Genomic DNA, 22,217 nt, shown 5'->3' on the forward strand with positions numbered 1-22,217 from the left:
GTATTGCCTGTAAACGCCAGGTAAAGCTTGTTAATCAAGACACTTTACCCTGTGATTTGCCATGTTTCGTGAAAGTGACCTCCATGCAAACGGGGAAGGCTGGGATTAATGCGTGAAAACAGCTACACTCCCCGATGATTATTTATCATCTTACTTCTTTATTAAGAGGCAAAGTCGCACTGTGGCTCAATTCGTTTATACCATGCATCGTGTCGGCAAAGTTGTCCCGCCGAAACGCCATATTTTAAAAAATATCTCACTCAGTTTTTTCCCGGGAGCCAAAATCGGCGTACTGGGCTTGAACGGTTCGGGTAAATCTACGCTCTTACGCATTATGGCGGGGATTGATACCGATATTGAAGGTGAAGCTCGTCCACAGCCGGGTATTAAAATTGGCTATCTTCCACAGGAACCTCAGCTGAATCATGATCATACCGTTCGTGAGTCAGTCGAAGAAGCGGTCTCTGAAGTGGTTAACGCGCTAAAGCGTTTGGATGAAGTCTATGCGCTATATGCTGCACCTGATGCTGACTTTGATAAGCTGGCTGCTGAGCAAGGCAAACTCGAAGAGATAATCCAGGCCCATGACGGCCACAATCTGAATGTTCAACTGGAACGTGCTGCTGATGCACTGCGTTTACCAGACTGGGATGCCAGCATTGCCACCTTATCAGGGGGTGAGCGTCGCCGTGTTGCACTGTGTCGCCTGCTGCTGGAAAAACCCGATATGCTGCTGCTGGACGAACCAACCAACCACCTGGATGCTGAATCCGTGGCATGGCTGGAACGCTTCCTGCATGACTTCGAAGGAACTGTGGTAGCAATTACCCACGACCGTTACTTCCTTGATAATGTCGCTGGTTGGATCCTCGAACTTGACCGCGGGGAAGGTATTCCGTGGGAAGGCAACTATTCTTCCTGGCTTGAGCAAAAAGATCAGCGCCTGGCACAGGAAGCTTCTCAGGAAGCGGCTCGTCGTAAGTCTATTGAGAAAGAGCTGGAGTGGGTACGTCAGGGGGCCAAAGGTCGCCAGTCTAAAGGTAAAGCGCGTCTTGCTCGTTTTGAAGAACTCAACAATAGCGACTACCAGAAACGTAACGAAACTAACGAACTGTTTATTCCACCGGGTCCACGCCTTGGGGATAAAGTGGTTGAAGTTAACAACCTGCGCAAATCTTATGGCGATCGTCTGCTGATTGACTCTCTGTCATTCGCCGTACCGAAAGGGGCAATTGTCGGTATCATCGGCCCGAACGGCGCCGGTAAATCTACCCTGTTCCGTATGATGTCAGGTCAGGAACAAGCAGATAGCGGCACGATCGAGCTGGGTGAAACCGTAAAACTGGCTTCAGTCGATCAGTTCCGTGATGCGATGGATAACAGCAAAACCGTCTGGGAAGAAGTTTCCGGTGGGCTGGATATCATGCGCGTCGGTAACACTGAAATGCCAAGCCGTGCCTATGTCGGACGCTTTAACTTCAAAGGTGTTGATCAGGGTAAACGTGTAGGTGAATTATCCGGTGGTGAGCGTGGTCGTCTGCATCTGGCGAAACTGCTGCAAGTTGGCGGTAATATGTTACTGCTCGATGAACCTACCAACGACCTGGATATCGAAACTTTGCGTGCGCTGGAAAACGCCTTGCTTGAGTTCCCTGGCTGCGCCATGGTTATCTCGCATGACCGTTGGTTCCTTGACCGTATCGCCACCCATATCCTCGACTACCAGGATGAAGGGAAAGTTGAATTCTTTGAAGGTAACTTTACCGAATACGAAGAATATAAGAAACGTACTTTGGGTGCCGATGCTCTGGAACCGAAGCGTATCAAATACAAACGTATTGCAAAATAAGCGTTAATATAAATCTAATGACTAAAAGCAGAAAAACACCCTCTGCTTTTAGTCATAAAAAATACGCAGCATTTAAATACAATAATAATTATTATCCCAATAAAATTCTTTCATCATTATAAAACCCCCGAACATTATCATTGGTATTCTTCAAAACATCAGCACCCGAATTTTTCTTTTCAATATACTTAACCTTTAGATTTTGAACAGGCTAATTTCACACGTACATTTTTATTCTTTGCAGAGATTTCTCCTCAGGTGAAATTAATATACTCATCACTATCAAGAACAAGCCTAAGTGCATCGTTGCCTGTCTCTGTGAAAAATTCATTTAAGAGTATTGCAACCAAACGTTTATCGCCTCTCAAAAAACACCATTATTGTCACATTCCGAAACAACTCTGTCTGAGTTTTTTATTTCAATACGATTAATCAGCAATAAATAACCACCGTATTTGTTAGCTTGCATTTGAGTGTAGTGGCAACTCATATCCTTAACTTTTAGTTTATCTAATTTATCATTTGCGCTTTTATTCTTTGCCGAAATGATTCTTTTCGCGAAATTAATATGCTCATGATTTTTAAGAGCAAGTTGGAATGCAGCGTCGCTACTATTGAATACCGATGCGCGAAAAAAACTCACTGAATCCATAATACTTCATCCTTATAACGTACGCTGTGTTTATACCCGTCATACTTCAAGTTGCCTGGGCGTTACCTTCGTCAATCCTGCCGAATCACATAGTTTATCTATGCTCATCGCCAGGATTGACTCTGCGCCTACAAGCAACTTGAATTATTTAGGGTATATAACAGAAAGAAGTGGAGGTAAATCGTAATCATTAACGGTATTTGAACTCCTTCAGCATTGGTAATACTGAAGCCAGAACGAATCAAAGTGAATTAAATGACTAAAAGCAGATGAAACATTTACTGCTTTTAGTCAGAATAGCCAATACTAAAAATTTATAATTAACATGTATCGAGTTCAGATTAACTCAAAGAGCATATATCCTTGCCAGTTTCCTGTATGTTTTTAACTCTATTTAATAAATTGTCATATTTTTGTGATTTTAACTTCATGATATCATACTCAGCACTGTCCTTTTTTAATTTACCTAATCGCTCATGTGCTCCCTTGCTTTTTACAGAAAGTATTTTATTGGCAAGGTTCAAATCATTCTGAGCGGCGCGTGCAAGTTTAAATGCAGAATAACTACTGTTAAATAGCGAGATACAAGCATTACTGATTATTTTCATATCGTATATCCTCACAACATAAAAAAGAGATAATATATTTTTAATAAAAACTCAGTTCTGTTCCTGCCATAAAAGACTAATTTATATGATAACAATAATCTATAACAAAACAGTAATACGATAACTAAGAGTGCTAATCTATGATGATTAATCAATTGCTGACTTATTATTAAGGCTTTATTGCATTATAGCCAATAAACCTCAAGGCGCAGATTTAATCATCTGAAAGCAATCGTTAATTCGGGATATAAGAGATCATGCTTTATCCGGTAGCATCTGGTTCATCATCCGATGTTTCTTTTAGTTCCTCATAATATTTAATGAAATGCTTCTTTTTCTCTTCACTGAATTTATCTTTTTAATATGTGTAAATATAACAAACCACTGTATCCTCGATTTATTTTTCAATTACAATAACTGAAAAAATATCAAGCTAAACATTTGATATTTTTTTACAGATATCTATTACGCCCCCCAATATCTGTTTCAGAACGGCATAATCCCATGAGAAACAGTAGGGACCTCTACCTACTCCCCCTAATTTAACCATCAGCATCTCTCACACGTTAACTAAGTCACATTTCATTAACATTACTCTTCCCCCCTCTTGACTAATCGTCGTTGTTTAATGAAACTCAAACAAAAGTAAAACGTTTTACTTTTAAAGCGAACGTCGCGGTATCTATGTATTTTCCGTGATATTTCAGGATGTTGTAACACTACTGGGATAGATCATGAAACACGTTGAAGAATACGATAACTCACTGGCTGGCACCAGTGTCACGCCGAAACATCCTGAGCCAGAAATTTCATCGCTGGCCAGTGGAGCAATAAAAAAAGCGCAAATGAGATTAATGCCACTGATCCTGATGATGTATCTGCTGGCATTTATCGACAGATCCAATATTGGCATGGCTGCATTAACCATGAATACCTATTTGGGCCTGACGCCGCAGCAGTTTGGTTTTGCTGTTGGGATCTTTTCTTTTGGCTATATCCTGTTTGAAATCCCCAGCAACGTCTTGCTGGAGCGCTATGGTGCTCGTTTCTGGCTAGCCCGAATAATGGTCACTTGGGGTCTGATTTCGATGGCCATGGCCTTTGCACAGGGTGTTGTCAGTTTAAGTATATTACGTTTTCTGTTAGGAGTAGCAGAAGCGGGACTCGCGCCCGGAATTGTGTTCTATCTTACCACCTGGTTCCCTAAGAAAGAGCTGGCTAAAGTCTTTTCTGTCTACTACCTGGGCGTACCTCTGGCCGCAATAATCGCCAACCCATTATCCGGTTTTATTCTCGATAACTTCCGTGATGTCGGCGGACTGCAAAGCTGGCAATGGTTATTCTTAATCGAAGGCTGTCCACCGGTTCTCTTAGCCATAGTTGTCTATCGCCATCTAACTGATAAACCAGCTAAAGCCTCCTGGCTTACGCCAGAAGAACGTCAGGCTTATCAGGATCTGATGGAAAAAGAGCAAAAAAATACCAAGTCTCTCGGACACTCTGGCCTTAAAGAGATGTTTAAAGACCGCCGCGTCTGGATTTTGGGTATGGCCTATTGCTTTACGGTGATTGGATTAACCGGCCTCGGTTTCTGGATGCCACAGTTCATCAAACGCTTTGAGTATTCAGATACCGTAGTCGGGTTGCTGGGTACGATCCCCTATATTTTCGGTGCCTTCGTCATGTGCTGGTGGTCCAAACACTCTGACAAAACGAATGAGCGAACCTGGCACTTTATTCTGCCTTCAATCGTCTTCTCCGCTGGATTCGTAATAGCCGCTATCAGCGATTCACCGATGATCTCGATGCTGGGATTAACTATCTCAACAGCCGGAATGCTGTCATGTGTTCCCGTGTTTTATACCTTACCAGCCTCCTTCCTGACCAATCAGGGTGCAGCAGGTGGCCTTGCACTGATTAATTCAATTGGCAACATTGGCGGATTTTTTGGTCCCTTCCTTGTGGGGATCACCATCTCTCTTACCGGTAAATCGCAGAACGGTCTTTACCTGTTATCGATTCTGGTACTGGTTTCACCTCTGATGATTTATCTGCTGAGCAGAAGCCGTAGCCAAGTGGCTGGCTGGCGTTAAATTCGACACATTAATCACACATTACATATAGTTAGGAGTTGTACATGAACTTAGCAGCATTGTTAGCTGAACGTGCCTGTGCCGTAAAATCAGGATCTGCCCAACCTGTTCGGGTTGGTATTATCGGCGCAGGAAAGTTTGGATCGATGGTTCTGGCACAATTGCGTCATCTTGATGGTGTTCAGGTCGTTGCCGTTGCTGACCTTGATAGCAGCAAAGCGCGTGCCGCACTTGCACGTGTCGGTTGGCCGGAGCATCAGTATCAGGCACAAAATATTGAAGCCGCTTTACGCAATGGCACTACCTGTGTGGTAGAAGATCCAGAGCTACTGTTCAAGGCAGATCAGATAGACTGTATTGTTGAAGCAACAGGTCATCCACTGGCGGGTACCCGCCATGCCCTCAGTGCCGTTGAGCACGGTAAACATGTCGTGATGGTAAACGTTGAAGCAGATGTATTGTGTGGCCCGTTAATTGCTGAGCGAGCACGGCAAAATGGTGTGATTTACAGTATGGCCTACGGCGATCAGCCCGCAATCATTTGTGAGCTTGTCGACTGGGCCCGCGCCTGTGGCTTTGAAATTACTGCTGCCGGTAAGGGGATGAATTTTGAACCACGCTATCGCTATTCAACACCGGATACCGTCTGGGGCTTTTTTGGCTGGAGCGATGAAGAGGTCAAAGCAGGCGACTTCAACCCGAAAATGTATAACTCCTTCACTGATGGGACCAAAGCAGCGATTGAAATGGCTGCCGTAGCGAATGCTACTGGGCTGGACTGCCCTGATAATGGTCTGGCCTTCCCACCAGCCGGCGTGCATGATCTGGCACGCGTTTTCTCACCACAGGCCGATGGCGGACGTCTAAGCCGAAGTGGTCTGGTCGATATTGCCGCCAGCCAAGAGCCTGATGGCCGCGAAGTGCTCAATAATATTCGTTACGGCGTCTTCGTGACCTTTAAAGCACGTGATGAGTACAGTCGCGCCTGTTTTAAACAGTATGGATTACTGACCGATCCAACTGGCTGGTATGCCTCTATGTGGAGACCTTTCCATCTTATCGGGCTGGAAACCAGTATCAGTATTCTCTCAGCAGTATTGCGCGGTGAAGCGACCGGCTCACCACTAAGTTTCCGCGGTGATGCGGTGGCTATCGCCAAGCGCGATCTTAAAGCGGGCGAGATGCTTGATGGTGAAGGCGGATTCACCGTCTGGGCTGATGCGCTCCCCGCCAGCATCAGTGTCGCCCAGGATCTGCTGCCGATGGGCCTCGCACATCATGTACGACTGGTTAAAGATGTCGCCAAAGATAAGCCCGTACGCTTCTCAGACGTACACTTTGATAATAATCTTGATATCGTTGAATTACGTAAGCAAATGGTTAGCCTGGCCGGCATCTAACCCCTTATCCCTCATTCGCTCTGAAATGCGGATGAGGGATATCAGGAGACTAAAATGATATCAAAACAACGTATTGGATTAGTGGGTACCGGGCTGATGGGTCAGCCTGTCGCTCGTCGTCTGGCCGCTGCGGGTTATGCGGTTGCCGTATGGAATCGCTCTGAGCATAAAGCCCGTGAGTTAGAAAAATATGGGGTTACTATCGCCACTTCTCCCGCCCGGCTGGTTGCGGAGACTGAGGTGATTATTTGCCTGTTGAGCGATGCAGAAGCCTGTAATGAGGTTCTGTTTAATGAATCAACCCTCAAGGCTGCTACACAGAACAGCATCATTATTATGATGAGTACCCTGTCGCCTGAAATTGTTATCGAACAACAGGAAAAAGCGTCCAGAAAACAATTAACTTATATTGATATGCCGGTATCAGGCGGGACTCACGGTGCTGAAAATGGCACGCTATCGTTGATGGCCGGAGGTAAAATTGAGCATATTGACGCGCTGCGACCTTTGTTATCACATCTTGGTAAAGTCACTCGTGTCGGAGAGGTTGGTGCCGGTCAGCTCACTAAACTTGCCAACCAGATCATTGTTGCCGGCACGCTGAGTCTGTTGTCAGAAGCCTTTACTTTAGCGCAAAAAGGAGGCGCCGACCCGGTACAGGTACGCGAAGCTCTGCTCGGTGGGCTTGCTGACTCAACCCTGCTACAACAGCAAGGCGAACGTATGGTTGAACAAGATTTTACCGCACGAGGACCGGCAAAGTGGCAGCTAAAAGATACACGTAGCACTGTAGCACTGGCGCAACAATTGGGCCTGAACTTACCTGTCACTGAAACCGTCAATACTCTGTTCAGTCAGATGATTGAAGCAGGCGATGGCGAACTCGATCACTGCGCCATTATCAGGCAAATCAAGCGTCTGAATAAGCTGGCTATTTGATACGGGCAACGCTCTCCCGCTTAATCAAAATACTGTTAAGTTCGCAGGGCGTTGAGCTTTCAGCAGAGAGACATTCCAGAGCTTTATCCGCCAGCTCAGCCAGAGGGTGTTTAATCACGCTAACAGACGGATTTAACAATCGGCTCCAGTGGCTGTCGTGATAAACAATCAGTGACAGATCCGCTGGAATGCTGAGTTTAAGTTCCCGAATTCGCGACACAATCATGGGAGCAATCGACGTATTGCCAATAATGATTGCTGTGGGAGGTTCTGGCAACGCGAGGAGCTCATCAAGTGCCTGGCTCGCCAGCGGATCGCGAAAGTTTTTTACCACCGCATATTGCGGATCCCAGTCGATACCTCGATCGTTTTGCCCTTGCTGGAATCCTTTTAGTCTCTGAGCCGAGGTTGAAGTATTTAGCGGACCGCTTATCCAGCCAATACGCTGATGCCCCTGTTCAATAAGATAAGTGGTGGCTTCACAGGCAGAAGCCTGATTATTAAAACCCACCACTCTGGCCTGCTTCACTTCTTCCAGATAGCGGTCAATAAAGACCACGGTAATACCCATGTCACCTATCGATTGCCACATATCGCTGTTTTTGCTGGTGGGCGTGGCGATAATAGCCTGCACCCGTTTCTGCATCAGCATTTCCAGACTTTCACGTTCCAGCAGAGGATCTTCCTGAGTGGTGACCAGAATCACGTTCATCGCCATTTCACTGGCTCGTCGGACGATAAGATCGGCAATTTCCGAAAAGAATTCATTGGCAATATCAGCAACAACCAAGCCAATGGTGTTATTCAGACGGCTTTTGAGCTCACGAGCTGCGCTCTGGGGACTGTAATTCAGAGTTTGAATCGCGTTCAGAATACGCTGGCGAGTCTGTTCAGATACCGAGCCGGTCCCCGGATTAAGCACGCGAGAAACAACGCCGATAGAGACTTCAGCCAAAGCTGCAACATCTTTAATCGTACTCTTCTTTTTAACAGTCAATCTGGCTCCCAGTATCATGAATAGATAACGCACTCAAAAATCGCGCACCTCTGCAAATGTCTCCTGCCCTCCTATTCAGCATTGAGCATCTTTTTTACCAGCTCAACACAACGCAGAAAACGGGAGTCATAATCAGGCTCTTCAACGTGAATATAATCGATATTGTTCTCTTTCAGCATTTCGATCAGCAAGCTCTGAAACTCTTTTCTGTCAATATCACTGCCCAGACTACGCAAACCGTCCGCTACCCAAGGCGTATTGTTTTCCAGTAAGATAACCAGATCAAAAGGATATTCGTCTATCATCGCCTGAACAAAGGGATGCTCACGACCTTCATATTTTTTGCAGAAAGCCTGGGTGGTGACAAAATCGGTATCGATAAAAGTCACTTTACTGGCATGCTTTACCGCAAAGTCGATATACTGCGCCTGACCAATAGCTATCTTGTCATAGTCAGAATACTGCAAGGCCATTTCATCACCACCCAAGTGAGAAAAAACATAGTCACGTCCATATTCCCAGGCACTGGTGGTATTAAATATATTGGCAAGTTTATTCACCATCCACGACTTCCCGCTCGACTCTCCGCCGAGAATAGCCACGGTGCGGACAAAGAAAGGTTTGACCTCAGTAGGAATATATTCCCAGTAGCGGAAAGGATCTTCACGGATCTGCGCACCGCTGATATTCATAAAGGTGCGTTTAGGATCAATCACAACCGTTTCAATACCCAGTTGTCTGGTGAACTGCGCGGCATCGCTTTCTTCCGAAGTATAGATACAATCGGGTACGATGCCTTTACTTTCCATAAAGGCTTTCACCCCATGACTCCAGACATCCCAGCCATAAGGATAAGGCTCCATCCCTTCTTCATTAAATGAGTGGATGCGAATGTTTTTTTGATATTTAAAAGTCTGGAGTAACCATCGCAAGCGATCGCCGGTAGTGGGTTGCTGTGACATCGCGCTGTCCTCAAACAACGCACGGTCACGCGTTTCGTCATAGCCCATGATGATATGGAGTTCGTCTACCTGGCTGCAGGCGCGCTGGATAAGATAAATATGCCCGGTATGCAGCGGATAAAACTTACCAAACACCACGCCAATTTTTTTATCACGGCGTGGAAACTCCAGTCCCAGAAAGCGGTGTAAAGCTTCAAGCTTTTGCGCACTCGGGCTTTTAATTTTCGCATTCAACAATTGGCTGAGGTAGCCTTTCGTCATCCCGCTAGCATCAGCCACCTGCTGTAGTGTACTGCCCTGTTGACGAATAGCTGTTTTGATATAGTCGAATGACGACATACGCTGCCTCCCAATGGCCCGGGTCCGGACAAACCTTTTCCGGATTTGCAAAATTCACAGAAATCAGAGCATTGATTTCATGAGCAGAGAAAATTTAATTATAAATCGTCAAACACCGAAAGTGCATCAGCCAGTTTTTTGACCGGGAATATTTGCATACCTTCAGGTGTTTTCTTTGGTACGTTGGCCTGAGGCACTATCGCCCGTTTAAAACCATGCTTCGCGGCTTCGGCTATCCGCTCCTGACCGCTCGGTACCGGGCGAATCTCCCCCGCCAATCCGACTTCACCAAATACCACTAAGTCATGTGGCAGCGCGCGGTTACGTAAACTGGAGACCATAGCCAGCAACAGGGCCAGGTCCGCACTGGTTTCCGAAACTTTTACCCCTCCCACCACATTCACAAAGACGTCCTGATCGGCCATCTGTAAACCACCGTGGCGGTGTAATACCGCGAGCAAAATAGCCAGACGGTTCTGCTCAAGCCCCACAGCCACACGCCGTGGATTGGACATCATCGACTGATCCACTAAGGCTTGAATCTCCACCAGCAAAGGGCGTGTACCTTCCCAGACCACCATGACGGAGCTACCAGGAGTCACTTCGTCTCCACGGCTGAGAAAAATAGCGGAGGGGTTGCTGACTTCCCGTAATCCCTGCTCTGTCATTGCAAAGACACCGAGTTCATTCACTGCACCGAAGCGATTTTTATGGCTGCGCAAGGTACGAAAACGTGAATCAGCATCACCGTCGAGCATCACGGAACAGTCAATACAGTGTTCCAGCACTTTCGGTCCGGCCAGCGAGCCGTCTTTGGTGACATGGCCGACCATAATAATCGCCACACCTTTGGTTTTCGCAAAACGTGTCAAATACGCTGCGGTTTCACGTACCTGTGCCACACTTCCGGGGGATGACTGAACATCGGCCATATGCATAACCTGAATGGAGTCAATCACCATCAGTTTCGGCTGCTCTTCTTCTGCAATCATGCAGATTTGTTCAATGCTGGTTTCTGACAGCATGTTCAGATGCCCGGTAGGCAAGCCAAGTCGATGGGCACGCATTGCCACCTGCTGCAATGACTCTTCGCCCGTGACATACAGCGTTTTCATCTGTTCACTGAGCTTACAGAGAGTCTGTAACAGCAAGGTCGATTTACCCGCTCCAGGACTGCCACCAATCAGAATTGCACTGCCGGGTACCACGCCACCGCCCAGTACCCGGTCAAACTCTTTAAATCCACTGCTAAAACGCGGCAGTTCTTCGAGACTTATCTCTGAAAGCTTTTGTACCCGGCTGATACCGGCATTGCCCGCATAGCCCGATAACCGCTCATTACGGGCGACTTGAGGAGAGGCAGCAATGCGCACTTCGGTAATGGTATTCCATGCCTGACAGGCGCTACACTGCCCCTGCCAGCGTGGATAGTCAGCACCACACTCGTTACAGACAAATGCGCGTTTTGGAGCTTTTGCCACCTGAATACCTCTTAACCTTCTTCCTGAATAAGACTACCTGTGAGAATGCAGAATACGCCGATAAGAGAAGCATGGCGAATAGTCACTTCCGTTTTCTCATTCACTTTAGGTTTCGCATGATAAGCAATACCCAGACCCGCCGCTTTAATCATCGGCAAGTCATTGGCTCCATCACCGACCGCAACGGTCTGAGTAACAGGAATACCGTATTCTTCGGCCAGTCGTTGCAAAGTTTCGGCTTTAAAATTGGCGTCGACAATTTGTCCCAGCACTTCACCAGTCAGCTTACCGTCACTGATCTCCAACTCATTTGCCACGACGGCATTTAACTGAAGCTCATCACGTAAATATTCAGCAAAGTAGGTGAAACCGCCGGAAGCAATAGCCACTTTCCAGCCTAGCTCCTGTAGTTTTGGCACTAAAGAGGTGAGGCCTGGCATCAATGGCAACTGATCCCGTACCTGACGTAAGATATCCGCATCTGCATCTTTGAGAGTACCGACGCGTTCGCGTAGACTGGCGGAAAAATCAAGTTCACCACGCATCGCACGCTCAGTAATATCAGAAACTTTTTCTCCGGTTCCGGCCAGTTTAGCGATTTCATCAATACACTCGATTTGAATCGCCGTGGAGTCCATATCCATTACCAGCAGACCCGGAGTACGTAAATGAGGAATTTTACCCAGCGGAGCAACATCCAGACCCATTTGATGTGCTAGCTTAGTCGAGCGAGGCGTTAAGGTTCCGGCCAGACGAATGACCTGGTAGTCTTCTACACGCCAGGCACTGACAATCACCATCGCAGCTCCTAACTTACTTTGGTATTTGGTCAGGCATTGCTTATCCAGGTTGTGTCCATAAAGCAACCAGCCAGTACGTCCGGCACGGTAGTCCAGTGGCATAACTTCATCACCACTCAGTGAAAGCGGCAATCCTGGCCACAGAGAAACATCGTCAGGTAGGTCGCACCAGGTCAAACTATTTAGCATTACGGCTCCAGTATCAGACAAGGGAGGGGTAAAAACACCGCATGAGGCTACCTTGTCCGCCCGGCTTCTGGCAACATTAATGTCAGCAATTTTCTAAAGGTGCATCATGTCACGATTGAAAGTTAAATTTCGCATACATAAAGCAGTGATTGTTTTATTCTGTCTGGCACTTTTAGTTGCGCTGATGCAAGGTGCCTCCTGGTTCAGTCGCGGGAGCCAACAAGCACGCACCATTCAGCTCGAAGAACTGGCCCGGACATTGGCTCGTCAAGTTTCTTTTAACCTTATTCCGGCCATGAAAACCGAGAGCCCGGATGAAAAACGCATCGAACAGGCGCTCAATACCCTGACTAAAGACAGTCGAATACTTGATGCCGCCGTTTATGATATCTCTGGCAATCAAATCGCCAGGGCGGGAGAGCCCATTAATGTGCGCGACAGACTGGCCTTGGACGGACCGAAAGCGGGCAGTTACTTCAATAAACAGATTGTCTCACCAATTGAAGATAGCAGCGGCCCGCTGGGCTATCTGCGTCTTACGCTTGATACCCATACGCTCGCCACAGAAGCCAAACAGGTTGATAACACCACCAATATTTTACGTCTGATGCTACTACTGGCGGTCGCTATCGGCATTATTCTGGCCCGTACCCTGCTCGGCGGCAAACGGACGCGCTGGCAGCAATCCCCCTTTTTGCTTACAGCCAATAACAAGGTGAAAGAAGAAGACGACGAAAAGCACTAATATGTCACCTGACATTCAAGCACTTCACCCAGTTCACTCTTTTTGAGAAAAGGATCTCTGTTATGCCCAGCTTGCGTTTACTGATTTCTGATTCATACGACCCTTGGTTTAATCTCGCCGTTGAAGAGACTATCTTTCGTCAGATGCCGACGACACAGCGGGTATTATTTTTGTGGCGTAACGCAGATACGGTGGTAATTGGTCGCGCGCAGAATCCGTGGAAAGAGTGTAATACCGCGCGAATGGAGCAAGATAATGTTCGTCTGGCACGACGCAGCAGCGGTGGAGGGGCCGTATTTCATGATTTGGGAAATACCTGCTTTACCTTTATGGCAGGCAAGCCGGAATACGATAAGAGCGTTTCGACAGCCTTAGTACTCAACGCTCTGCATCATCTGGGTATTCACGCGAAGGCTTCCGGGCGCAATGATTTAGAAGTCGAAACCGCTGATGGTATACGTAAAATTTCCGGTTCCGCTTATAAAGAAACCTCGGACCGCGGTTTTCATCATGGAACCCTGCTACTGAATGCTGACCTGAGCCGACTTGCGAACTACCTTAATCCGGATCCGAAAAAACTTCAGGCTAAAGGCATTACCTCAGTCAGAGCACGGGTAGCCAATCTCACCGATATATCCCCAGGGATCACCCACCAGCAAATATGCGATAGCATCAGTGAAGCTTTTTTTGCACTCTACGGTGAACGGGTTGAGGCGGAACATATCTCTCCCCAGGCATTGCCTGACTTACCCGGTTTTGTGGAAAATTTTGCACGTCAAAGTAGCTGGGAATGGAACTTCGGTCAGGCGCCGGCCTTTAGCCATCTGCTGGACAACCGCTTTAGCTGGGGTGGCATTGAGCTGCACTTTGATGTCGAAAAAGGGCATATCACGCGCACACAACTGTTCACTGACAGTCTGAACCCGGTGCCTCTGGAAGCGCTGGCAGAACGTCTACAAGGGATGCTTTATCGCAGCGATATCCTGCAGCAAGCATGCGAAGCGCTGCTCGTGGAGTATCCGGAGCAAGAGACAGAGTTAAGGGAAGTGGCAAGCTGGATTGCCGGAGCCGTTCGCTGATCTTTGAAGCTGACAAAAAAGGCGCTGAAAACCACGTTTTCGGCGCCTTTTTAGTTATTGCGAAGACAACAAAATTACGCTTTGTCGCCTAACAACACTGATTCCAGTGCTATCACAATCATATCATTGAAGGTGGTCTGACGTTCAGCCGCAGTGGTCTGCTCATGGGTACGGATATGGTCAGATACGGTACAGATAGTCAGGGCTTTCGCTCCAAATTCAGCAGCGACACCGTAGATACCTGCCGCTTCCATTTCCACTCCCAGGATGCCGTATTTTTCCATCACGTCAAACATGGTTGGATCGGGACTATAGAACAGGTCTGCTGAGAAGATGTTACCTACGCGGGCATCAACACCCAGTGTTTTCGCTGCGTCAACGGCATTACGTACCATATCGAAATCAGCGATCGCTGCAAAATCCTGGTCTTTAAAGCGCAGACGGTTAACTTTAGAGTCAGTACATGCCCCCATTCCGATAACCACGTCACGCAGTTTGACATCTGCACGTACTGCACCGCAGGAGCCGACACGGATAATCTTTTTCACGCCAAAATCAGTGATTAACTCTTTCGCATAGATAGAGCAGGATGGGATCCCCATACCATGACCCATCACAGAGATTTTGCGGCCTTTATAAGTACCGGTGAAACCCAGCATACCGCGAACATTGTTCACTTCACGAACATCTTCCAGGAAAGTTTCAGCGATATGTTTAGCACGCAGCGGGTCGCCAGGCATCAGTACGACGTCAGCAAAATCACCCATTTCAGCGTTAATATGTGGAGTAGCCATTATTCATTCCTTTTATAATCAGTTAGCTATCGGGTATCTTATAACCCAACCAAATCACAGTATGCTTTTGCCGTAATCCATATCGGAAAGGCCGAAGTATTGCGCAATTGTCTGGCCGATATCCGCGAAGGTTTCACGGTGTCCGCGTGAACCTGGCTTAACGTTTTTACCATAAATCAATACCGGGATATGTTCGCGAGTATGATCAGTACCGTGCCAGGTTGGATCACAACCATGGTCAGCAGTCAGAATGATAATGTCATCTTCTTTCAGCAATGCCAGCAGCTCAGGTAAGCGACGGTCAAACAGCTCAAGCCCCCCGGCATAACCCGCAACATCACGACGATGGCCCCAGGATGAGTCGAAATCAACAAAGTTGGTGAAGACAATAGTTTCATCACCCGCCACTTTCATTTCTTGAATAGTGGCGTCAAACAGCGCATCCAGACCGGTAGCTTTTACTTTTTTGGTGATACCACAATTCGCATAGATATCCGCAATTTTACCCACGGAAACCACTTGTCCGTGTTTTTCTTCTACCAGTTTTTGCAACACAGTTGGTGCAGGTGGTTCAACTGCCAAGTCATGGCGGTTACCTGTACGAGCAAAATTACCTGCTTTATCGCCGACAAACGGACGGGCAATAACACGGCCGATGTTGTAGCCGCCATTGGTCAGCTCTTCACGGGCGATTTCGCACAGCTCGTAGAGTTTATCCAGACCAAAGGTTTCTTCATGACAGGCAATCTGGAATACCGAGTCAGCAGAGGTATAGAAAATCGGTTTTCCGGTTTTCATATGCTCTTCACCAAGCTGATCCAAAATCACAGTACCTGAAGAGTGACAGTTGCCCAGATAACCCGGCAGATTAGCGCGTTTTACCAGCGTATCTAACAGTTCTTGTGGAAAACTATTTTCGTGATCAGCAAAGTAGCCCCAGTCAAATAACACAGGAACACCGGCAATTTCCCAGTGGCCTGACGGGGTATCTTTACCTGAGGATAGTTCATGAGCCCAGGCATAAGCGCCGGTCACTTCGGCGTTACCATCCATACCTGCAGCAATATGACCGGTAGAGCCTTCATGCGCCTTGACCAGACCCAGACGTGTCAGGTTAGGTAAATGTAGTGGTCCTTTACGACCAATATCCGCTTCGCCTTTGGCACAGGCCTCTGCAATATGACCTAGTGTATCCGCACCGACGTCACCAAATTTTACTGCATCTTCAGTCGCGCCAATACCAAAGGAGTCCAGCACCATAATAAATGCACGTTTCATAGTCTTCTCCGCATCTTGTGCTCGAAAAAATTCGATCAGAGTAGTATATCCTAAATCACTCAAGTTGCTTGTATGTTACTTGAAGTATAATGGATATACAGATTACTGACTGATCCTACGATATACCGTCGGTGTTGCTTCTGGCGCTTTATCGTCAAGTTTAATGGCCGCTTTCACCGCTTTGGCTGCTTCCTGCCAGCTGCTTTCATCTTTAGCATGAATCACCGCCAGTGGATGCGAAGTATCAACTTTATCGCCCAGCCGCGCCATATCAGTCAGACCTACACTATAGTCGATAATATCGGAAGCCTGACGACGACCACCGCCCATTGATACCACTGCAAGGCCCAAATCACGGGTATCCATCGCAGAAACAAATCCTGCTTTATCAGCATATACAGGTTTCTGGATCGCTGCTGTCGGCAAGTACTTCGCGTAGTTTTCGACGAAATCAGTTGGGCCGTCCTGAGCGGCAACCATACGACCAAAGACTTCAGCCGCTTTACCATTATCCAGTACCGCCTGCAATTTAGCGCGGGCTTCGGCATCGTTCGCTGCAAGATTACCGGAAAGGAGCATTTCGCTACATAACGCCATGGTGACATCAAACAGACGCGGATTGCGATACTCACCTGTCAGGAATTGTACTGACTCACGTACTTCAACGGCATTACCGGCGCTGGAAGCCAGAACCTGGTTCATATCTGTCAGTAGCGCTGTGGTACGGACACCCGCCCCATTTGCGACACCGACAATGGCTTCGGCCAGCAAACCAGACAACTCATAGGTTGGCATAAATGCGCCATTACCCACTTTGACATCCATCACCAGGGCATCCAGTCCTTCTGCCAGTTTTTTAGCCAGAATAGAACCAGTAATCAGTGGGATAGAGTCAACGGTCGCGGTAATATCGCGGGTCGCATAAAAACGTTTATCCGCAGGGGCCAGGGAGCTGGTTTGACCGATAATTGCCACCCCAACTTCTTTAATGATTTTCCGGAAACGGTTATCGTCCGGGAAAATATTAAAACCTGGAATAGCTTCAAGTTTATCCAGCGTACCACCGGTATGACCCAGCCCTCGCCCGGAAATCATTGGCACATAACCTCCACATGCAACGACCATTGGGCCAAGCATCAATGAAGTCACATCGCCTACCCCACCGGTTGAATGTTTATCAACAACGGGGCCATTGAGGTTCAGACTTTTCCAATCAAGCACAGTGCCTGAGTCACGCATCGCCATGGTCAGCGAGACTCTTTCCGGCATGCTCATATCGTTGAAAAAGATGGTCATTGCAAGTGCGGCAATCTGTCCTTCAGAGATAGTATTGTCGCGGATTCCATTGATAAAAAAGCGAATTTCCTCATCGCTTAAAACTTTGCCATCACGTTTTTTACGAATGATTTCTTGTGCGAGAAACATCTGAACCTCCTGCAAAAATTCGAGGTAAAAGACGGTGCCTGTGGCACCGTCTGATAAGATTAGTAGCTGCTGGCGCTTTTACCGTCGCCATGACCAAGTGTTTTTAGCAAACTGGCCAGTAAGCTGGATGCACCGAAGCGGTAGTGACGCGAGTCTGCCCAGTCAGCACCAAACAGGTTATCGGCAATAGCAAGGAATTGAGCTGCGTCTTCTGCGCTGCGAACGCCGCCCGCAGGTTTAAAGCCCACTGTTTTTTCTACGCCAAGGTCACGAATAACTTCGAGCATAATGCGCGCACTTTCTGGTGTCGCATTGACGGGAACTTTACCTGTAGAGGTTTTAATGAAATCAGCGCCTGCTTTAATAGAAATGGTCGATGCTTTACGAATAAGCTCTTCGGTTTTTAGCTCGCCGGTTTCAATAATCACTTTCAGCAGAACATTTGCGCTGGCACAAGCATCTTTACAGGCTTTAACCAAGTCAAAACCAACCTGTTCATTACCTGCTATCAAAGCACGATACGGAAATACAACATCCACTTCATCCGCACCGTAAGCAATTGCAGCGCGCGTTTCTGCCAGCGCGATATCAATATCATCATTACCATGAGGGAAGTTGGTGACAGTCGCGATACGAATATCAGGTGTGCCTTGCTCTTTCAGAGCCTTACGTGCAACCGGGATAAAACGAGGATAGATACAGATAGCTGCGGTGTTACCGACCGGCGTTTTCGCCTGGTGACACAAGGCGATGACTTTTTCATCCGTGTCATCGGTATTCAGGGTGGTCAGGTCCATCAGTTTCAGTGCACGCAGGCTACTGGTGTTTAAATCGGTCATAATTCTCTCCAACAAAAGGGCTAGATGTCTCCGGCCTGGAAACTCAACACGTTGGAGCGGACTTGGTTCCTTGAAGAAGAGAAGCCAGCAACACTTCTCACATAAGATCCTTCTTTCCGCTAATTCACTATCAGCTTCAATGTTAGAATCATAACATTCAAGTTGAAGTGTATTTGTGCGCTGAGTCACAAAAGACGAAGCATGAACTGCAAGATTGCATCAATTGTATGTGACATTAGCCGCAAAAAAGGCGGAGGAGTTCATGAACAGAACACGAAAATGGCGGGTGAGCCTCCCGCCATTCCGAAGTCACAATGTTATAATTATAACATTTATCACGAATTATTAAAGCGCCAAAAATATTCCTGCAATAGTGGCACTCATCAAGTTTGATAATGTCCCCGCGACAACGGCTTTCAAACCAAGCTGGGCAACATCATGACGACGCATCGGTGCCATACTGCCCAACCCACCAATGAGGATAGCTATAGATGAGAGGTTCGCAAATCCGCAGAGCGCAAAAGAGATGATTGCTTTGGTATTTGCCGATAATACTTGCAGTCCTGCCGCAGCCACTTCAGCCTCATCTTTCAGATAAGCACCAAAGTTCAGATAGGCAACAAACTCATTAATAATCAGTTTTTGACCAATAAAGGAACCAGCAACCTGCGCTTCAGCCCAGGGAACACCAATCAGCCAGGCCACAGGAGAGAACACCCAGCCCAGAATCAACTCCATGGTCAGTTGTGGATAGTTAAACCAGCCACCAATGCCAGAAAGAATACCGTTTAACAGGGCAATCAATGCCACAAAGGCCAGTAACATCGCTCCGACATTCAGCGCCAGCTGCATACCCGAGGCTGCACCAGAAGCGGCTGCATCAAGAATATTCGTTGGACGATCGGGGTCGTTTTCCATTGACTCAAGATGCGGAGCATCGTTCGGTTTTTCTGTCTCCGGCATCATCAGTTTTGAGAACAGCAGACCACCAGGAGCCGCCATAAAGGAAGCTGCTATCAGATATTCCAGCGGTACGCCCATCTGGGCGTATCCTGCCAGCACAGAACCGGCTACGGATGCCAGACCACCGCTCATGACAGTAAAGAGCTCTGAACGCGTCATGGTGGCAATATAAGGACGTACAACCAGAGGGGCTTCTGTCTGACCAACAAAGATATTGGCCGTCGCAGAAAGTGATTCAGTACGCGAGGTTTTCAGTAGCTTATGTAAGCCACCACCGAGGATACGAATCACCCACTGCATGATGCCGATATAGTAGAGCACGGCGATCAGTGATGAGAAAAAGACGATAACCGGTAAGACACGGAGGGCAAAGACAAAGCCACCGCCGCCGAAAACTTCGAACATTTTGTCTGATACCAGGCCGCCAAACAGGAAGGAGATCCCCGCGTTACCGTAACCGATAACGTTGGCAACACCTTCAGACATGGCAAGTAAAACAGCCCTCCCCGCCGGAACATAAAGGACTAACGCACCGATACCCACTTGAAGCGCCCAGGCGCCAATAACAGTGCGCAGATTGATCGCTTTACGATTGGTCGACAACAGCACGGCGACCAGTATCAAAGCGAGCATACCAACCAACCCAATAAGGATTTGCATACAGATTCCCTGTGTATTTTGATGAGGAAACGCGGCCGAATCAGCCAACGCTAAGTCAGACAAATTATAACGTTAGGTGACAATTTTATAGTTAACCTAATCACAGGGATTTAGTAATACATCGAAACATTTACGTCAAAAAGTGATATTAATCACACTTTTTTTCACGGGAGGGAGAATAGCTTTTCGGTGTTGTCTTTTAGCGCAGTGGCAATTTCTTCCGGAGACTCACGCCGTAACTCACACAATACCTGATAAACAAGAGCAGCTCGCTCCGGACGATTAGGCTGACCTTGCCAGCCATTAAGCGGCATATCCGGCGCATCCGTTTCCAGTACCAGCGAGGAGAGAGGCAAGGCAGCCATCACATCGCGCGTTTTGCTGGCGCGGGGATAAGTAATTGTGCCGCCAACGCCAATACAATAACCCAGTGAAATAAAGCGCTCGGCTTGCTGCAGACTCCCCGAAAAGCCATGAACCACTCCAGTGCGGGGAAGCTGATGGCGTTTTAAGTGACTCGCCAGCACATCATGCGTGCGGCGTGAATGAAGAATTACCGGAAGATCATAACGTTTTGCCAGTTTCAGCTGAGCATCCAGCAGTTGTTGTTGTTTCTCAAACTGTGGGATATCCATATACAGATCGAGACCAATCTCGCCTATAGCAATCAGTTTACTGGTCTTGTTTTGTAAATACTGTTCCAGTAAGTCGAGATCTGAAAAATCATGTTTATCAATAACGATCGGATGTAATCCTAAGGCAGCGTAAAGAGCGCTATAGTTTTCAGCAAGCTCTGATACCCGCTGAAAATACTGTGCCTCTACCGCAGGCACAATAATTTTCGTCACTCCCGCCTCTGCAGCAAGCGCGAGACTTTCACGCTCGTTGCCATAAAATGGCGGAAAATCAAAATGACAATGAGTATCGAAAAACATCACACTCACGCTAAATCCTTATCATCATGCAGAGCATCATTTGCTGGCTCTGTCCTGATAAGCGAAGCCATTTCCGGCTGAGCGACCGATGCATTTTCTTCTTGAGAGACTGGCGTTTCAATAGCGGCCCTCGCGACCGGGCTTGATGAAATATATCGCCTGATAGGAGGTTTATCCACCAGTAATCGCCCCACGGTGGCGAGAAAATAGCGGCCACACAGTCGCCCCATTTTATAGTCGATATTGAGCGCAGATAACCTGCTTCCCAGTGCATTGCTGAGTAACGCTTTTGGAGGGTGGATCTCAAAAATACGCACATTATCCGGAGGATTCTCAATAAAATGCTGGGTCTCGCTATAGCAAGTCTGGTGGTGCTGAGCCATCACTAATAATTGTTGTAAGTTTCCTTCACTCAACCAGTTTTCCATATGCTTTAACCAGCGGGCAGGATAAATAATCTGTGAAGGAACGGTACGAATAACGACTACCGTTTCAGCCCCGCGCCTGACCGCTTCATGTACAGGGATTGCATCGCTTATCCCACCATCAAGATAGTTAACCCCTTCAATTTCAACACCATTGCGATAAAAACCAGGGATCGCGCTGGATGCCTTAAGGATGTTAAGCCACGAGTCATGCGTCGGCGCAAAATACTCAGCCTTAAAATCATCACTACGACAAGCGCACATATAAAATTCTTTGCCCTTATCAAACAACGCTTTCGCATGTGACATAGCCAGCGGTGACTGGCTGGCAGTCGAATCCATCAGCCAGTCGAGATCGATTAAATTACCGCCACGTACAAAACGTAACGGATTAAAAAATTCTCGCCGAGTGGTATAGCGTGTAATGACATTGCGGGCATAGCCACGCTGATTACAGAGATAGGCTGAAAGGTTCTGAGCACCCGCAGATGTTCCCAGAAGTAAGTCAAAGGGGTTAAAACCTGCACGCATAAACTCGTCCAGTACACCCGCAGTAAAAATCCCCCGCTGACCTCCCCCTTCACAGACGAGGGCCACTTTACCGGTATGAAAAGGTATCAGTTCAAGCGGTGCAATATTGCCTAGAGTAACGGGTATTCGATGCCCCACGGTGACGTCCTCAACCATTTAATAAATATATCTCTGGATTTTTAGCATAAAGCGCGACGGGCAGGAAGACGTGGATTATGGCAGAATATGAAAATG

19 protein-coding genes are annotated in these 22,217 nt (G+C 47.4%); 6 read left to right on the forward strand and 13 right to left on the reverse strand.

Annotated features, from left to right (window positions below; all coding sequences use genetic code 11):
* Nucleotides 1-181 precede the first annotated feature (181 nt).
* A complete protein-coding gene (gene ettA, locus Q1A40_RS11300; protein ID WP_300000155.1) occupies nucleotides 182-1,849 on the forward strand; it encodes an energy-dependent translational throttle protein EttA in 1,668 nt (555 codons plus the stop codon).
* Nucleotides 1,850-2,213: 364 nt separating this feature from the next.
* Here ettA and Q1A40_RS11305 read toward each other — a convergent pair whose 3' ends face one another.
* Complete coding sequence (locus Q1A40_RS11305) at nucleotides 2,214-2,501, reverse strand: hypothetical protein (RefSeq protein WP_300000156.1); 288 nt, start codon at nucleotides 2,499-2,501, stop codon at nucleotides 2,214-2,216.
* A gap of 341 nt (nucleotides 2,502-2,842) precedes the next feature.
* Nucleotides 2,843-3,109, reverse strand: coding sequence for a hypothetical protein (locus Q1A40_RS11310; RefSeq protein WP_300000157.1), 267 nt, complete (start codon nucleotides 3,107-3,109; stop codon nucleotides 2,843-2,845).
* A gap of 734 nt (nucleotides 3,110-3,843) precedes the next feature.
* Here Q1A40_RS11310 and Q1A40_RS11315 point away from each other — a divergent pair.
* Genes Q1A40_RS11315 through Q1A40_RS11325 form a run of 3 tightly spaced genes read left to right on the forward strand, consistent with a single transcriptional unit; the run spans nucleotide 3,844 to nucleotide 7,541 of the window.
* Nucleotides 3,844-5,202, forward strand: a complete 1,359-nt coding sequence (locus Q1A40_RS11315; protein ID WP_300000158.1) for an MFS transporter — start codon at nucleotides 3,844-3,846, stop codon at nucleotides 5,200-5,202.
* 44 nt (nucleotides 5,203-5,246) lie between these two features.
* On the forward strand, nucleotides 5,247-6,602 hold the full coding sequence (locus tag Q1A40_RS11320) for a Gfo/Idh/MocA family oxidoreductase (protein WP_300000159.1): 1,356 nt from the start codon (nucleotides 5,247-5,249) through the stop codon (nucleotides 6,600-6,602).
* A gap of 54 nt (nucleotides 6,603-6,656) precedes the next feature.
* On the forward strand, nucleotides 6,657-7,541 hold the full coding sequence (locus tag Q1A40_RS11325; protein ID WP_300000160.1) for an NAD(P)-dependent oxidoreductase: 885 nt from the start codon (nucleotides 6,657-6,659) through the stop codon (nucleotides 7,539-7,541).
* Here Q1A40_RS11325 and Q1A40_RS11330 read toward each other — a convergent pair.
* The 4 genes from Q1A40_RS11330 to serB all read right to left on the reverse strand — a co-directional run bounded on the left by Q1A40_RS11330 (nucleotide 7,534) and on the right by serB (nucleotide 12,309).
* The gene (locus Q1A40_RS11330) at nucleotides 7,534-8,538 is read right to left on the reverse strand and encodes a LacI family DNA-binding transcriptional regulator (protein ID WP_300000161.1); all 1,005 of its coding nucleotides are present in this window, start codon (nucleotides 8,536-8,538) and stop codon (nucleotides 7,534-7,536) included. The two genes, Q1A40_RS11325 and Q1A40_RS11330, sit on opposite strands and share 8 nt — an antisense overlap.
* A 71-nt stretch (nucleotides 8,539-8,609) precedes the next feature.
* A complete protein-coding gene (gene nadR / locus Q1A40_RS11335) occupies nucleotides 8,610-9,839 on the reverse strand; it encodes a multifunctional transcriptional regulator/nicotinamide-nucleotide adenylyltransferase/ribosylnicotinamide kinase NadR (RefSeq protein ID WP_300000162.1) in 1,230 nt (409 codons plus the stop codon).
* Between the two features lie 98 nt (nucleotides 9,840-9,937).
* A complete protein-coding gene (gene radA / locus Q1A40_RS11340; protein WP_300000163.1) occupies nucleotides 9,938-11,320 on the reverse strand; it encodes a DNA repair protein RadA in 1,383 nt (460 codons plus the stop codon).
* 11 nt (nucleotides 11,321-11,331) lie between these two features.
* The gene (gene serB / locus Q1A40_RS11345) at nucleotides 11,332-12,309 is read right to left on the reverse strand and encodes a phosphoserine phosphatase (RefSeq protein ID WP_300000164.1); all 978 of its coding nucleotides are present in this window, start codon (nucleotides 12,307-12,309) and stop codon (nucleotides 11,332-11,334) included.
* Between the two features lie 106 nt (nucleotides 12,310-12,415).
* Here serB and Q1A40_RS11350 point away from each other — a divergent pair, with 106 nt between their 5' ends.
* Together Q1A40_RS11350 and lplA are read left to right on the forward strand one after the other, a co-directional pair.
* On the forward strand, nucleotides 12,416-13,054 hold the full coding sequence (locus Q1A40_RS11350; protein WP_300000165.1) for a YtjB family periplasmic protein: 639 nt from the start codon (nucleotides 12,416-12,418) through the stop codon (nucleotides 13,052-13,054).
* A 62-nt stretch (nucleotides 13,055-13,116) separates the two neighbouring features.
* The gene (gene lplA / locus Q1A40_RS11355) at nucleotides 13,117-14,133 is read left to right on the forward strand and encodes a lipoate--protein ligase LplA (protein WP_300000166.1); all 1,017 of its coding nucleotides are present in this window, start codon (nucleotides 13,117-13,119) and stop codon (nucleotides 14,131-14,133) included.
* 74 nt (nucleotides 14,134-14,207) lie between these two features.
* On the opposite strand, the gene deoD is transcribed toward lplA, so the two are convergent.
* From deoD to Q1A40_RS11390, 7 genes are all read right to left on the reverse strand, one after another.
* Entirely contained in the window at nucleotides 14,208-14,927 is a 720-nt protein-coding gene (deoD, locus tag Q1A40_RS11360) for a purine-nucleoside phosphorylase (protein ID WP_300000167.1), read from the reverse strand.
* Between the two features lie 54 nt (nucleotides 14,928-14,981).
* Nucleotides 14,982-16,205: a phosphopentomutase gene (deoB, locus tag Q1A40_RS11365; protein WP_300000169.1), complete on the reverse strand. Its 1,224-nt coding sequence runs from the start codon at nucleotides 16,203-16,205 to the stop codon at nucleotides 14,982-14,984.
* A 102-nt stretch (nucleotides 16,206-16,307) separates the two neighbouring features.
* Nucleotides 16,308-17,630, reverse strand: coding sequence for a thymidine phosphorylase (gene deoA, locus Q1A40_RS11370; protein WP_300000170.1), 1,323 nt, complete (start codon nucleotides 17,628-17,630; stop codon nucleotides 16,308-16,310).
* A 59-nt stretch (nucleotides 17,631-17,689) separates the two neighbouring features.
* Complete coding sequence (gene deoC, locus Q1A40_RS11375) at nucleotides 17,690-18,469, reverse strand: deoxyribose-phosphate aldolase (RefSeq protein WP_300000172.1); 780 nt, start codon at nucleotides 18,467-18,469, stop codon at nucleotides 17,690-17,692.
* Nucleotides 18,470-18,814: 345 nt separating this feature from the next.
* The gene (locus Q1A40_RS11380) at nucleotides 18,815-20,092 is read right to left on the reverse strand and encodes a NupC/NupG family nucleoside CNT transporter (RefSeq protein ID WP_300000174.1); all 1,278 of its coding nucleotides are present in this window, start codon (nucleotides 20,090-20,092) and stop codon (nucleotides 18,815-18,817) included.
* A gap of 164 nt (nucleotides 20,093-20,256) precedes the next feature.
* The gene (locus tag Q1A40_RS11385) at nucleotides 20,257-21,036 is read right to left on the reverse strand and encodes a TatD family hydrolase (protein WP_300000176.1); all 780 of its coding nucleotides are present in this window, start codon (nucleotides 21,034-21,036) and stop codon (nucleotides 20,257-20,259) included.
* On the reverse strand, nucleotides 21,033-22,121 hold the full coding sequence (locus Q1A40_RS11390) for a patatin family protein (RefSeq protein WP_300000178.1): 1,089 nt from the start codon (nucleotides 22,119-22,121) through the stop codon (nucleotides 21,033-21,035). The genes Q1A40_RS11385 and Q1A40_RS11390 overlap by 4 nt, the downstream gene beginning before the upstream one ends.
* Nucleotides 22,122-22,217 lie beyond the last annotated feature (96 nt).

This window comes from uncultured Cedecea sp. (assembly GCF_947498825.1).
Classification (GTDB): Bacteria; Pseudomonadota; Gammaproteobacteria; order Enterobacterales; family Enterobacteriaceae; genus JGM124.